The organism is Arthrobacter sp. YD2, from assembly GCF_030410475.1.
Taxonomy (GTDB): domain Bacteria; phylum Actinomycetota; class Actinomycetes; order Actinomycetales; family Micrococcaceae; genus Arthrobacter_B; species Arthrobacter_B zhangbolii.
Genome location: NZ_JAUHHB010000004.1, coordinates 24,170 through 37,337, shown reverse-complemented (window position 1 = coordinate 37,337; position 13,168 = coordinate 24,170). Strand labels below are relative to the sequence as shown.

General features: G+C 63.2%; 8 protein-coding genes and 1 pseudogene. 8 read left to right on the top strand and 1 reads right to left on the bottom strand.

What is annotated here, in order from left to right; translation table 11 throughout:
• Positions 1-40: 40 nt before the first annotated feature.
• Positions 41-1,759 carry a ubiquinone-dependent pyruvate dehydrogenase gene (poxB, locus tag QWJ37_RS14890; protein ID WP_290245779.1) on the bottom strand — a complete coding sequence of 573 codons (1,719 nt, stop codon included), beginning with the start codon at positions 1,757-1,759 and terminating at the stop codon, positions 41-43.
• A gap of 167 nt (positions 1,760-1,926) precedes the next feature.
• Here poxB and QWJ37_RS14885 point away from each other — a divergent pair.
• The 8 genes and pseudogenes from QWJ37_RS14885 to QWJ37_RS14855 all read left to right on the top strand — a co-directional run.
• Positions 1,927-2,258, top strand: a pseudogene (locus tag QWJ37_RS14885) (phosphatidylinositol kinase); the annotation flags it as partial.
• A 540-nt stretch (positions 2,259-2,798) separates the two neighbouring features.
• Positions 2,799-3,344 (top strand): DUF4365 domain-containing protein, encoded by a 546-nt coding sequence (locus tag QWJ37_RS16215; RefSeq protein WP_356882734.1) that lies wholly within the window; start codon positions 2,799-2,801, stop codon positions 3,342-3,344.
• Positions 3,344-4,582 carry a hypothetical protein gene (locus QWJ37_RS14880; protein ID WP_290245778.1) on the top strand — a complete coding sequence of 413 codons (1,239 nt, stop codon included), beginning with the start codon at positions 3,344-3,346 and terminating at the stop codon, positions 4,580-4,582. Before QWJ37_RS16215 ends, QWJ37_RS14880 begins: the two co-directional genes overlap by 1 nt.
• 3 nt (positions 4,583-4,585) lie before the next feature.
• Positions 4,586-5,023: a hypothetical protein gene (locus QWJ37_RS14875; protein WP_290245777.1), complete on the top strand. Its 438-nt coding sequence runs from the start codon at positions 4,586-4,588 to the stop codon at positions 5,021-5,023.
• A 322-nt stretch (positions 5,024-5,345) separates the two neighbouring features.
• Complete coding sequence (locus tag QWJ37_RS14870; protein WP_290245776.1) at positions 5,346-7,286, top strand: hypothetical protein; 1,941 nt, start codon at positions 5,346-5,348, stop codon at positions 7,284-7,286.
• A gap of 238 nt (positions 7,287-7,524) precedes the next feature.
• Complete coding sequence (locus tag QWJ37_RS14865; protein ID WP_290245775.1) at positions 7,525-8,970, top strand: DUF3375 domain-containing protein; 1,446 nt, start codon at positions 7,525-7,527, stop codon at positions 8,968-8,970.
• Positions 8,967-9,812, top strand: coding sequence for a DUF4194 domain-containing protein (locus QWJ37_RS14860; RefSeq protein ID WP_290245774.1), 846 nt, complete (start codon positions 8,967-8,969; stop codon positions 9,810-9,812). Before QWJ37_RS14865 ends, QWJ37_RS14860 begins: the two co-directional genes overlap by 4 nt.
• Positions 9,809-13,120 (top strand): ATP-binding protein, encoded by a 3,312-nt coding sequence (locus QWJ37_RS14855; protein ID WP_290245773.1) that lies wholly within the window; start codon positions 9,809-9,811, stop codon positions 13,118-13,120. Before QWJ37_RS14860 ends, QWJ37_RS14855 begins: the two co-directional genes overlap by 4 nt.
• Positions 13,121-13,168: the final 48 nt, after the last annotated feature.

Genomic DNA, 13,168 nt, shown 5'->3' with positions numbered 1-13,168 from the left:
TATGCGTTTCGCCGCACAAAGCAGCCAGGGCGTCCAAACCTCACAGCAACTGCCGCGCGTTGGCCTTTGCCAGGTCGATGAGTTCGCGGCCGTTGCCGGCAATCACCGTGCGCAGCGCGTAGACCGCAAAGCCGGTGGCCTGCTTGGCGTCGATCTTCGGCGGGATGGACAGTTCCTGCCGCTCCACCGCGACGGAGACAAGCGCCGGTCCGTCGTACTCGAACGCGCGGCGCAGGGCGCCCTCGAGGTCCTCAGGACGCGTGACACTTTCGCCGTGCATCCCCACTGCCTGCGCGACCTTGCCGAAGTCCGGGTTCTGCAGCCCTGTGCCGAAGTTGACGATGCCCGCCGCTTTCATCTCCACCTCGACGAAGCTGAGTGCGGCGTTGTCGAACACCACGATCTTGATCGGCAGATTGTGCTGCACCGCGGTCAGCAGCTCGCCGAGCATCATCGCCAGGCCGCCGTCGCCGGCCAGGATTACCACCTGCCGGTTCCGGTCCACCGCCTGGACTCCGAGACCGAGCGGCGTGGCCGCGGCCATGGTGCCGTGCCAGAAGGAGCCGATCAGCCGCCGTCGCGCACCGATGTGCAGGTGGCGGGACGCCCAGATGACCGGGGTGCCGACGTCGGGCAGGAAGACCGCGTCGTCGTCGGCGAGTTCGTCGATCAGGTGGGTGAGGTGCTGCGGGTGGATGGCGCCCGGGCCCTGCTTCTCCAGGTCATCGAGCTGCTTGCGGGTGCGGCGGTAGTGGTCCAGCGACTTGTCCAGGTGGGCGCGGTTGGACTTGCGCTCGAGCAGCGGCAGCAGCGCCTCCGCCGTCTCCCGCACTCCGCCGACCAGGCCCTGGGTGAGCGGTACGCGGCGGCCGAGCTGTTCGCCGCGGATGTCGACCTGCAGGATCTTCGCGTGCTTCGGGTAGAACTGCTGGTACGGGAAGTCGGTGCCGAGCATCAGCAGCGCGTCGCAGTCCTCCATCGCCCGGTAGCCGGACGCGAAGCCCAGGAGCCCGGTCATGCCGACGTCGAACGGGTTGTCGTGTTCGATGAATTCCTTGCCGCGGAGGGCATGCACAATCGGCGCGCCCAGCGCATCGGCGAGGGCGAGGACCTCCTCGCGCGCCCCCTCGACGCCGGCGCCCGCCAGGATGGTGACCTTCTCACAGGAGTTCAGCGTGGCCGCGGCCTCCTGCAGCTCCGCCGGGGAGGGCACTGTGACCGGGTCGGTGCGGCGGACTGTGAAGACGCGCTCGTCGACGGCGTCTTCCAGGGCGGTGTCGCCGGCCATCACGAGCACGGCGACGCCCCGCTTTTCGATGGCCGTGCGCATGGCGATTTCCAGCAGCCGCGGCATCTGGTCGGCGCTGAGGACCATTTCGCAGAAGATGCTGCAGTCGCGGAACAGTTCGGTGGGCCGGGTTTCCTGGAAGTACTGGCTGCCGATCTCGTCGCTGGGGATGTGCGAGGCGATGGCGAGCACGGGGACCCGGCTGCGGTGCGCGTCGTAGAGCCCGTTGATCAGGTGCATGTTGCCGGGGCCGCAGCTGCCTGCGCACACCGCGAGCTCGCCGGTCAGCGCCGCGTCCCCGGCGGCGGCGAACGCGGCTTCCTCCTCGTGCCGGGTGAGCATCCACTCGATGCCCTTCTCCCGGCGGATCGCCTCGGTCACCGCGTTCAGGGAATCGCCGGGAACACCCCAGATCCGTTGGATCCCATTGGCGGCGAGGTTGTGGACGACGGTCTCGGCGATCGTGGGCATGCTGCTCCTCTGTTCGGTGCATTCAGACGGCCCTGTCAGTCTATGCACCTGGGATCGGGCGGTGCCAGAGGGGCGGCCGTGGGTGAGAATGCCCGGTCGCGGGCACTGGGCTGGGATCCGACCCCGGCGCAGCTCATCATCGAGGCCTAACGCCTTTGACGAGTTAGATGTGGACAACGACGGCGTCCAACGCCACCTTCTTAGGCAGCATCGGCGACGCGGCCATCGTGTACAAACCATCGCCGACTATAAACCGCTCTCGGATTTCTCTGACGGGTGCCTGGCCCACCGTGAGGTGACTGCCTATCTGGTGTCGGAGGTGCTCGGGTGGAATATCGTGCCGCGTGCCCGGCTGCAGGATGTTCCGCTGAGTGAGGGTACGTTGCACCTCGGGCAGGAGACCGACCCTGAGCAGACCGCTGTTGACTTGGTACCGGGCGACGAGGCTCCGGCTAGCGACTGGAAACAAGTCCTCAGGCAGGATGAAAGCGGACGGTCGTCTCCCTCATCCACGAAGCACCCCAGCGCCCCAGCGCCCCAGCGCCCCAGCAGATGGTCGTATTCCAACTCGAGCCACGCTGCGCACGGTATATGGAGCCGAATTGGCCATGCATGGAACATCGATGAACTTACGGGTCCAGAACGCGTACTCGAAGCCTTTCAGGCTGAGCTGGGGGACCTTGGCGGAACTGCTTACCGAAGTTGCTTCAATCGCAGCGCGCTGCACCGGCGGGACGTTTCCGTCTCAGAGCGCTGAGATAGCGACAACCATGGCCACCTTTCTCAGGGCTGCCAATGTCCTCGCAGACGGGGTTGGCTTCACAGCTTCCGTCCATCCGGGACCAGCGGGCCCTCGGTTTTCCAGAGGCGAAGAATGGCCCAGGCCGCTAAACACGAGGAAGCATATTGATCCTCGGTGGAATGCACACCACCTCGCGGCGGGACCTGACTTACCAGAGAGCTCTAAACCGAACACTGTGATTTACTGTGGTCACGTCATAGAAACTGCAAAGACCGTGGGGGTCCTTTGAGCCTTACCATGAGCCACACCGTTCCTCAGGGCTCAATACCGAAAAGCGCAATGCAGGAACAGGTTAGTAGAGCTTACATACACATGGTTGCCTCTGCTGCCGGTCTGACCGTCGGCACTTGGGGTACGGACTACGACGGCATAGATGTGACATTACGCAGCAAAGTCGATTTCGGCGGGTTGGTAGGGTCCCTGGGCTCCGAGCTCGATATACAGCTCAAGTGCACAGGACAGAAAACTACCGTACGTCCAAATACCATCGCGTGGAGTCTGGACAAACGAACGGCAGAATTACTGGCCGATCCGAGGCGCTACACCATGGGGGTATTTTGCGTCATGGTCGTTCCGCCGGATCCTGGGCATTGGCTCCATCATTCCGTTGAAGGACTACTCGCCCGGAGCCACATGTACTGGATACGGGGACGAGATATCCCTTCACCGGGAACCAATCAGTCCGTGACTGTTCATCTCCCAAAAAGCAACATTCTGCGACCCCAAGACGTGCTGGACCTAATGCAAGAGTCGAGCAAGATGCGGGCGGTGGCATTTCAGTGATGCATGAACTCTCAGATTATGCAGAAATATTGACGCCTGCATCGGTCGCAGGATGGCTAGCCGCTAACGACTGGGGTTGCGCCGCCCAAGGACCCTCCGGCCAGATTTGGACACCTATCTCAAACCCGAGGGAAGCCCTCGGAATCATGTTGCCTACGGATCAGTCCTATGCCGATTACGATCGACGCCTGGCGGATGCAGTATTGCAACTTCAAGAAGTTTTCTCGTGGGACCTAGCGGAACTGGCAGAGAATATTTCATCCGTTCACGCCGATCTATTCTTCCTTCGTCTTGATCAGACGATGCGCGACGGCACTATTCCCTTTCGCCAAGCCGCCAAATTGCTTGAAAGCATTGATCAAATGATGAAATCGGCAGCCTTGGTTGCATATAATCCACATCATTCTGGGCAAGGAAGGGCACCAAGCACGGTCACCGATTTCTTGGAACAAGACTTGCGGATGGGCCACACGAAGCGCGGAAGTTTCATTATCACTGTCGCCGCCAGGCACGACAATGAAGAGGAGTTACACCAAGAGATTAAACGTAAGGTCGAACCTCTACTAGAGGATGGTCCTGACAACCGTAAAGTTGAATCCATTGTTGAGCGTCCAACAGTTCCCACGTTCGCACGGCGGGTCATGAGCACCCTGAACAGATCCCTAGTTGCCACAAGGCACCACATCTCAACGGACCACGACTTCATCGATTTGGAATCAGCTGTGGACGCGGGAGTCCGATTGCCTTTACTGGAAGCCCTCGTAGACATTGGCCAGGCTGAAGGCCTCAAGAGTGTCGACATGCGCTTTGACTGGTCCGCTTTCCAACCCGAGCCCCCAGATATTTCCTCAACCGTCGAATTTCGAGCCGCGACTTTCGAATCTGTTTCCGTTGTCAGCGACCGTCTCCGTAAGGAGTACGAACCTCGCTCCGAAACAATAGCTGGCCACGTTTCCGAACTTAAACGCAGCCCCGACCAGGAGGTAGATGCTGAGGTTGGCAGTGTCGTCGTCAGAGCAGAGCTCGATGGCCGGCTGCGTAACGTTCATGTTGAACTCAGTGGCAGCGACTATGAATCTGCTATTTTGGCTCACCACCGGCGTGTTCCGGTAATTCTCTCGGGAACATTGCGGAATGAAAAGCGAAGTTGGATTCTTGGTGGTGACGTAAGGCTCGAATCACACAGAATTGGGACACTTGCGAATACAGCACAATCCGACAATTTGTCGAAGCCCTGAGATATGTCTGAGCTATATCTGTTTCATGGCGGCGCCCCCGGCCTAGAGGATGGAGGAGCGATACTTCCACCGGATATCACGGGTATTGCATCAGCTACCCTTCAGGCCACGTTGGAGAGCGGATTGACAGAGATTGCCCAACGGTCAGATAGGGTCTATATGACCTCCGATATTAAACTTGCGCGCGCTTATGCTGCAATGTGGACCGACCCGGTCACTGGAGCACAACGGGGCGGCGGATCGGTATATCAGGTAGAAGTGGTTGACGGTTCCCTCGAACCCGATGAGGATCTACTCTCCTTAGCGGGATTGAGTTATCAAGCAAAGACTGCGATGATCCTTCGTGTCTGGCACAGGTCGGTACCCCTAAATGCGAAGCACGTTCAGAAAAAAATGAGAGCCGTCATGCGCGAACATGAGCGCGCGAAGAACGTCCGCTAATTTCCGCCCGGCCGAGATCATGGAGGCCCACCCGTCTTCCCGTCGGCACGAAGCACGGACGTCCCTTCACAATCTCCATGTCCGCTGGTCCCGGTTCTAATGGCTCTAAGATGACCCTGCGGGACCGGACCACCCCCAGCACCTGTCGAGGGCCCTCGAAATATCGGTGGGGGGTGACTTAGGATTACCGAACGACTCGGCGCCCCAGAAGACATGATCCGAAGGAGTTGCCGGGCGGATAGGGTGAGCTCGCGGGAACTGACCGTTTTGGAGAGCATCGCCCGCATCCAGCGGGAAGCAAAACTAGTGATAGAAGCGGCGCGTGAAGGTTGAATTTCGGCTGGGATACTCCAAGATTCAGTGCGCCAGGTGCGGAGATCCCTCCCGGATTTACGGCGTCCCCTGTCCTACGTGCGGAGCGCCTCCGGGCCCCTCAGAGGTCAACTCCCTAGTTGTAAGCCGTAAAAAGCTGGCCTCTGCGTGCCTGAAAATACTAGAGACCCGGGCGGCTCGTGTTCCGATGGACGGCTTCTACAAGGCGTACCGCCGAGAATTCTCAGAGGTGGAGTCAGTCTTTTCAGGCACGCTAAAGGCCCTAGAAGCGGCCGCTCAAAGCCCGCCCGCCCAGCAATCAATCCATTCCCTAAAGTCCCAGCTTAAGAAGCTTGCAGAAACCCGTGACCGGCTCGACAGCTACGAAGAACGCCGCCCACACATCGCACAACTCTCCATGCTCCGGCGGACTATGCACCATACAGAACAGATGACACGCGCATACCTTCAAGCATTTGCAGCACCAACGCCTTGGGAAGCAAAGGCTCTAGGAAGCACGGCCCAGACACACATCGACGCGGCTGCGGCTGTAATGGCCGACGCAACCCTCCACAATCGTGCTGTAGAGCTCATGGCATCAGCGACGGAGCTGAATCAGACTTTTCCTTCCGTACTCTCAGCCCTGGAAGTCCTCCACCCTGGCCAAACACTCACTGAACTGGAAAGTAAAGGACAAAGCCGGTACCTTCAGGTATCCGGCGGAAGCGCGACCGCGGGTACCGGCCTCTCGTACCTCATCTTTCAGCTTCTGGCGGACGCCCACCTCTCTCCTGAACGGTTCAGCCGCGTCATCCGGGGCACTACTACGCTTCTGGCAGCCCGACATCAGGTGCTTGCCGACCACCTTGCTAAGGACAACGTGGTTCGCGATCTACATGCAGCCAAGCAACGCGCCTTGGAAGGTCACGCACAAGCTAACCTGATGCTGTCGATGGACCTTGATGACGAGGCAGTCTTCAGGCAAATGCTCAAGCTCTACTGGGTGATGTTTGAGGAAGTGGGTATACCGATAATGGCCACAATGCTCAAGATATCCGGCGTCGACCGTTCCTACGACAGCCTCATGACCGATGATGCAGGCGAACTGGCACGTCGTATAGCTTCCAATAAATCACTAAACCCTCTCTTCTATGGGCTGAACAAGAACTTTCGAAACGCCGCTAGCCACGGCCACACCTTCCGCTTGGAAAGAGATTTAGCAGTCTTCGAACTAAGGACTTTCACCGAGAAGATTCCGGTAGAAGTCGTCATTGACGCCTGCTTCAGCCTCATGGAGAGCGTCTACGGCATCCAACTGGCTCTTGACACGGAGATCAGCAAACTGGGTGTCGAAGGCCATCAGCTGAAACATGCAGGCCCCTTCCAGCCAGACGATCTCGATATAGCTGCTGTGATCATCCGAGGCATGGGCATTGACATAAAAGAGTCTGAGTTTCGTCAAGCAACGTGGGTCTTGAAGGCCGAGGGGGAGATCCGTTCCCTGACTGGCCTCGCGAAAACTATGTCGAAAATAGCTCCCGGCCACATAGAGTCTCTTGATATTGGGGACACAAAAGCGGGGATAGACCGCCGTCTCTGCATGCCTGTCAAGGCGATCAGCTGCTTCCGAGCAAAGGACGGCGAGGAACTTATCAAAGATCTCGTAGCCCTGATGCTTGACTGGCGAGAAAATGATGGTTCGTTTCTTGTTGGGCCGCGGCTGCGCTGCGCCATCGGATCAATTGGCGTGTTGGCTCTTCAGAGGGATGATGTATACGCGATTCCCCTGCTTCGTCGCCTCCGGACCAAAGCCGACGGCTCTAACGATCTCGAAGCAAGCGAGGCAATAAACAGAGTAATCCGTGCCATCCGGATAAAGAGCGAACCGAGGGGCAGCTTAATTGCATCGATACAGCCTTGGATAGACGGCGACCTACTCGCTCTCCCCTAGAAGAGCAATCCTTACGCAGTCGAGAAACGTGCGCGAGGGTTTGAACAGGACGATCGTTGAGGATTCCACGGTTGAGGGAGCAGCCAACGACGCCAACTGCGTCGGCTCCATAACCTGCCTTGTTTTTGCCTATGAGCATCTACCGACCTCAACCACACCTCCTGACCCACCCAACCCTCCCACCCGGCTAAAATCGAGGAGGCCCGTTTTACCCCACCGCACGGGCGGAAAGCGCAGAATGTCCTTCATCGAGAACGCCGTTGCCCGCTGGGCCGAACTGCAGCGGCTCCAGGCGGCCCCCGGCTGGAAACTGACCAACGCCAACGCCTGGGTGCTAGCGCTCTTCCGCGAAGCCTTCACCCGCACCCGGCCGCGCGTGCCGCTGGACGATTTCCACGCCATGACGGACAGCTTCCTGAACCGCCTCCGCATGGACGGCGTGCAGCTGCGTGAAGACTGGACCGGCCGGAACTACGCCGATGACTGGGTGGCCCGCCGCTTCCTGGCCCGCCCCCGAGCGGACGGGAAGTTCGTCTACGAACTCACCGAATCCTCCGCCCGCTTCCTCTCCTATCTGGACGGCTTCAGCAGCGACAAAACCTCGCTGAACTCCTCCCGGCTGGCCACCCTGCTGGACCGGGTGGAAAACCTCGCCCAGGAATCCAACCCGGACCCGGCCGCCCGCATCGCCGTGCTTAAGGAAGAGGTCGCCCGCCGCGAGGACATGGTCCGCGCCCTGGAAACCGGCGAGGCTCCCCCTCCGCTGCCGGAGGACACCGCCGTCGAAGCCGCCCGCGACATCCTGGACCTGGCCGCCGCCCTGCCGGCCGACTTCAAACGCATGCGCGACGGCCTGGAAAAGATGCTGCACAACCTGCGCCAGGAAATGGTGGAATCCAACGCCGCCAAGGGCCTGACCATGGGCGAAATCCTCGAAGCGGACAAAAAGCTGCGCAGCACCGCCGAAGGCCGCACCTATGAGGGCTTCACCGCCTTCCTGAACGACGCCGACCAGCAGGCCCGTTTCCGTGCCGCCATCGCCGAGGTCCTGGAACGGGACTTCGCCGATAACCTCACCCCCGAGGACCGGCAGAGCCTGTACCGGCTGATTTCCGACATGCGGGACCAGGCCACCGAAATCCACCGCATCTACGGCCGGCTCTCCGAATCCATGCACACCTACGTGCAGAGCGACGAGTACCGCGAATCCGTGCAGCTGCGCCAGCTCATCCGCGCCGCCGAGGCCGCCATCCACAAGGCGCCGCGCGGACGCCGCCGCGCCGCCGTCGTGCCCGCCCCGCAGCTGTACGGGTCGGGCTTCGAGTCGCTGAGCATGGTCCGGGTCTACAACCCCGAAGACCACGCCGCCCCGCGCACCCTGCCCGAACCGCCGCAGTTCACCGAGGCGGACATCCACCGCTCGGCCCGCACCCCGCGCGCGGACCGGCGGGTGCTGGCCGACGCCGTCTCCCGGGCGACGGCGTCCCGTCCGGCTGCCACGGTGGCCCAGGTGTTCGAGCAGCTGCCGCCCGAACACCGGCACCTGAACAGCATCCGCGCCCTCCTCGCCGGCGGCAGTGCCGCGGGCGACACGCTTGAATCCGTTACCTTTACCCAGATCGACGGCAGCGAGCGCACCGCGCTGCTGCCCGCCGTCGCCGTCGCGAAAGCCCCACAAAAATGAGCGAGACCATCCACGCCGCCCCGGACGAGAACGTCCTGGAAGAACACGCCCTGGACGAGAACACCCCGGAAAACCCGGAGCTGGAAGCCGAAGACGCTGAGGAAACGGAAACCCAGCGCGACCTGCTGGTCGACGGCCCGGAACTGTTCCCCGGCGACACCGGCACCCTGCCGCTGAAGCTGCGCCAGGCCCTGATCCGGCTGCTGCGCGGACCGTACCTGGACGCCACGTCGTCGGACACCGTGTACGAGACCGTGGTGGACAACCAGGAGCAGCTGCGCGTGCGGCTGAGTGAACTGTTCCTGTCCCTGGTCATTGACGAGGACCGCAAGGTCGCCCTGCTCCGCCCGGTGGAAATGCCCGAACCGCACACCTCCGCCCTGCAGCGCCAGCGCGAAATGACCCGCGAGGAAACCCTGCTGCTGCTGCGCCTGCGGCTGATCCTGGACCGGCACACCGGCACCGGAAACGAGGCCACCATCGCCCGGCAGGACATCCTCGAGGTGCTCGAGGCCTACGTGGATCCGGGCCAGCGCGACGCGAAGTCCGTGGAGGACACCGCGGACGCCGCCATCCGCAAGCTCGTCCAGGACCGCCGCCTGCTGATCCCCACCGAGCTGGACAACGTCTGGGTCATCTCCCCCGCCCTGCCGCTGGCCCTGCCCTATCACCAGATCGGCGACATCGTCACCTTTATGCAGACCCTCTCCGGGGACGCGGAAAACATGGACGACGACGGCGCTCCGACGCTCGACGTCGAACTCGCCGACACTGCGCCCGAGAACACTGACGCTGATACCGACACTGAACCCGCCACGAACGACGGCGAGGAGCCGGCATGAGCATCGAAACCACCCTCCCCATGGGAGACCTGATCAACCCCGGCCAGAACCGGCTCTCCTCCGTGCAGATCGTGAACTGGGGAACCTTCGACGGCGCGCACACCATCAAGGTGGACCGCGCCGGCACCCTGCTCACCGGCGATTCCGGCGTGGGCAAATCCACCGTCTTCGACGCCATGCTGCTGGTCATGGACGCCCGCCCCCGCATGAACGAGGCCGCACAGAACAACAACGGCACCAACGCCGAGGAAAAACGCACCGCCTTCTCCTACATGCGCGGACGGCTCGGCACGCAGGGAGCGGACGACGGCGCGGGCACCGCCTACCAGCGTCCCGGCGCCACCTGGTCCGCGGTCTGCCTGACCTTCGACAACGGGCTGGGCCAGATCACCTCCCTCTCCGTGGTCATGGACCTGCCGGCCACCGGCACCGAACACAACCTGGGCCGCTTCTACCTGGTGCACAACAAGCCCCTGGACCTCGCCGCCCTGCAGACCGGCATCCGCGGCCGCTTCACCAAGGGCAGCCTCGAGGCGCTGCTGCCCGGCGCCGCCGTGTTCGATTCGCACAAGATGTTCGCCGAACGCTACCGCGCGGCACTCGGCGTCGAGGATGAGAAGGCGTTCAACCTGCTGCGCATCCTGCAGACCGGCAAGGGCCTGGGCGGCACCGTCAATGACTTCTTCCGCACCAACGTGCTGGACACCCCGCGCACCCTCACCGCCGCCGAGGAAGCGGTGGAGGACTTCAGCCACCTGCGCAGCATCCGCCGCCAGCTCGAACGTGCCCGCCAGCAGCGCGACCACCTGGCCTCCGTCCCCGAACTGCACGCCCGCTACCGGCAGGCCGCGGACGCCCTGGCGCACAACCGCGCCCTGACCACCGAGGGTCTGCCCGCGTACCGGCAGCGCCTGGCCCTGGAAGGCGCCACCCGCACCGCGGAGAAGCTCGAAGCCGCCGCCTCGGCTGCCCGTGCCGGACTCTCCGCCGCGGAAACCCGCCGTGCCACGCTCAAGGACCAGCGCGATGCACTCAGTGCCCGCTACGCCGCAGAGGGCGGCGGCGCCATCGCCACCCTGGAACGCGAACTCGCCGCCGCCGCCGCGCAGCTGCGCTCCCGCGAAACCGTGGAAAACGCGTTCCGGGACGAGCTCGCCGCGGCGGGGATCGACGTCGACTTCTCCCCCGCCGGGCTGGTCACCGCCCGAAGCCGTGCCACGGACCTGATAAAGTCCCTGACCGCTGATCTCGAGGCCGCCAAGGAGCGCAGCAGCAACGCGCACGGCGAGGCCTGGTCCCTGAAGGGGCAGATCGCGAAGCTTGAAAACGAGATCGGCTCCTTCCGCCGCCGCAAGTCCAACATCCGGCAGGAATCCCTGGACCAGCGCACCCGGATCTGCGCCGCCACCGGCATCAGGGAAGCGGACATGCCGTTCGCCGCGGAACTGATCGACCTTCCCGCCGAGCACGCCCAGTGGCGTCCTGCCGCCGAACGCACGCTGCGCTCCCTGGCCACCGCCCTGCTGGTCCCCGGCGAACACATGGCCGCGGTCACCCGCTTCCTCAGCGAGAACGACATGCAGGGCTACGTGCGCTGCATCGACGTGTCCGTGCCGCTGGACGGCCCCACCGAGCCCGGCCCCGACGACCTGATCACCAAGCTGCTCACGCACGATTCGGCCATGGGCGACTGGGTGCGCCGGAAAATCACCGCGCACTACGACTTCGTGTGCGTGGAGGACCCGGCCGGGCTGGCCGATGTCGCCAAGGGCGTGAGCCTGGGCGGCGCGGTCAAGCGCAACCGCAGCACCACCGAGAAGGATGACCGGCACACCAAGGCCTCCGACAATGTGCTGGGCTTCGATAACAAGGACACCGTCGCGGCGCTCGGCAACGAACTGCTGGCCCTGCGCACCGTCTTCGAAGAGGCGGACACCGTCTCGAAGCAGCACGCCGCGGAGCAGGACGAGATTGTGCGCCGGCTCGCCGCGGTCCGCCGCGTCGCCGAAGACGAGCGCAGCTGGGAGGAACTCTCCGCGGACGAGGCCCGCGCCGCCGTCGAACAGGCCAACGAGCGGCTGGAAACGGCCCGGGACGCTAACGCGGACCTGGAGCAGATCCGCTTCGAACTGGACACCGCCGAGCTGGACCTGACCGCTGCCACGGAGAAGGTGGGCGGGCTCAAGGGCGAAGCGGCGCGGCTCGACGCCGACCTTGCCGCCGCCGTCGAACGCCGCACCGCGCTCTCCGCAAAGGCACCCGAAGCACTGTCCGAGGGACTGCGGACTGCGCTGGCCGAGCTGTTTGACCCGTTCGGGGACCTGACCGACGCCGCCCGACTGAAGGAAGCCGCCGGCGAGGTGGAGCGTGCCCTGATCACCGAACAGGGGCGGCTGGAGAAGACCCTGATGGAAACCCGCGCGAAGCTGGAGCGGACCTTCGAGACGTTCTCGGACAAGTGGGGCTCGGACTTCGGCACCTCCGTGGAGGCTGCCGGCGCGTACGAGGACCGGTTCGAGGGCATCATCACCGAGGGCCTGCCACAGCGCGAGGCCGAGTTCAGCGAGTACTTCAACAACCGCACCTACGAGCGGTTCAGCGACCTGCTGCAGCTGCTGGATGAGGAACGCCGCAGCATTTCCTCCCGCCTGCTGCCGCTGAACTCGGTGCTCCGCCGGGTGGAATACCACGCGGGCAGCCACCTGGAGATCGAGGTGGCCACCACCATTCCCGACGCCGCGTACAAGTTCCGTACCGAGCTGAAGAACGCGCTGCCGATGATGGGCTCCAGGCAGGACAAGGCCGACATGGATGCCCGGTATGCCGCGCTGGAGGCGCTGGTGGACCGGTTGAAGGATCCGGAGGAGAAGCGCTGGCGGGCCGAGGTGCTCGATGTCCGTTCGCACGTGACCATCACCTGCAACCATCAGTTGGCCAACGGGCACACGTACACCAACCTGCAGGCGTCGCTGATGTCCGGCGGCGAGGGCCAGCGCTTCACCGCGTTCATCATGGCCTCCGCACTGGCGTACCAGTTGGGCATTGTGTCGCAGGGCTTCAGCACATACGGCACGGTGATGATGGATGAGGCGTTTGTGAAGTCGTCGCTGTCCTTTGCCGAGGCTTCCATCAACGCGCTGCACGAGTTCGGCTTCCAGCTGCTGCTGGCGGCTCCGGAGGACAAGGTGGACCTGTCCCGCTTCCTGGGCTCGGTCACCGAAATCCTGCGCGACGACGTCACCAACCGGTCCGGTGTGCTGGAGCGCGGTCTGGGCAACTCGCGGTCGGTGGACATCCTGCTGCGTTGATCCGCCGTGGGGCACGACGGCGGCGCGCGGGGGCGGTGACGCGCCGTC

Coding starts and splice junctions, on each gene's coding strand:
- QWJ37_RS14860 (WP_290245774.1), top strand. CDS start 8,967: ATGAGCGAGACCATCCACGCCGCCCCGGACGAGAACGTCCTGGAAGAA.
- QWJ37_RS14855 (WP_290245773.1), top strand. CDS start 9,809: ATGAGCATCGAAACCACCCTCCCCATGGGAGACCTGATCAACCCCGGC.
- poxB (WP_290245779.1), bottom strand. CDS start 1,759: ATGCCCACGATCGCCGAGACCGTCGTCCACAACCTCGCCGCCAATGGG.
- QWJ37_RS14875 (WP_290245777.1), top strand. CDS start 4,586: ATGTCTGAGCTATATCTGTTTCATGGCGGCGCCCCCGGCCTAGAGGAT.
- QWJ37_RS14865 (WP_290245775.1), top strand. CDS start 7,525: ATGTCCTTCATCGAGAACGCCGTTGCCCGCTGGGCCGAACTGCAGCGG.
- QWJ37_RS16215 (WP_356882734.1), top strand. CDS start 2,799: ATGAGCCACACCGTTCCTCAGGGCTCAATACCGAAAAGCGCAATGCAG.
- QWJ37_RS14880 (WP_290245778.1), top strand. CDS start 3,344: ATGCATGAACTCTCAGATTATGCAGAAATATTGACGCCTGCATCGGTC.